Here is a 493-nt window from a genome sequence, read left to right as displayed (position 1 = left end):
ACCCTGGGTCTCTCCTGCAATAGAAGTTATTCCTTTTACCGTTAAACCATTTCCAAAATCCCCTGTTCCGGATACCTTTAAGTTCCCTAAAACATCCAGTGTTGCATGTCCACTGAAATCATTGGAGACATGTCCAATACTCAGGGCATTAAACGAACCTCGAACAGCATCGAAGTAGGTGGTTCCCCCTTCCTCTTTAATTTTAACCCATTCGTTACGACCTTCTTCTTCAGATAAGTTTTCTTCTAGTTGTGCTTCACCAACAATTTTTGCTTTATAAAGCTCTCTTTTTGGAGCAATCCCCCCACTGGCCAGCTGATAGTTGGTGCGCATCTCAGGAATATCTTCCACAATGTATTTGGGAAATTCAGACAAGTTGGGGGCTTCATCCACTTCCAGGAATTTTCCATTAAGGTATACCAAGCCTCCGGTTATTTTATGTTTGGTAGGTTCTTTGTCGTCCTCTTCCACTCTGCAGCCACTCATAATGAAG

Annotated in this window: 1 protein-coding gene; it reads right to left on the bottom strand. The window is 42.8% G+C overall.

The features are described from left to right. Nucleotides 1-486, bottom strand: a 486-nt coding sequence (locus tag E1171_RS00240; RefSeq protein WP_155202987.1) for a hypothetical protein, incomplete at its 3' end; no start/stop codon positions are given. Between the last annotated feature and the right edge of the window lie 7 nt (nt 487-493).

Source organism: Xanthovirga aplysinae, from assembly GCF_009711365.1.
In the GTDB taxonomy this organism is placed as follows: Bacteria; Bacteroidota; Bacteroidia; order Cytophagales; family Cyclobacteriaceae; genus Xanthovirga; species Xanthovirga aplysinae.
Note: the sequence above shows the minus strand (reverse complement) of the source record. Positions and strands in the feature narration are given on the sequence as shown.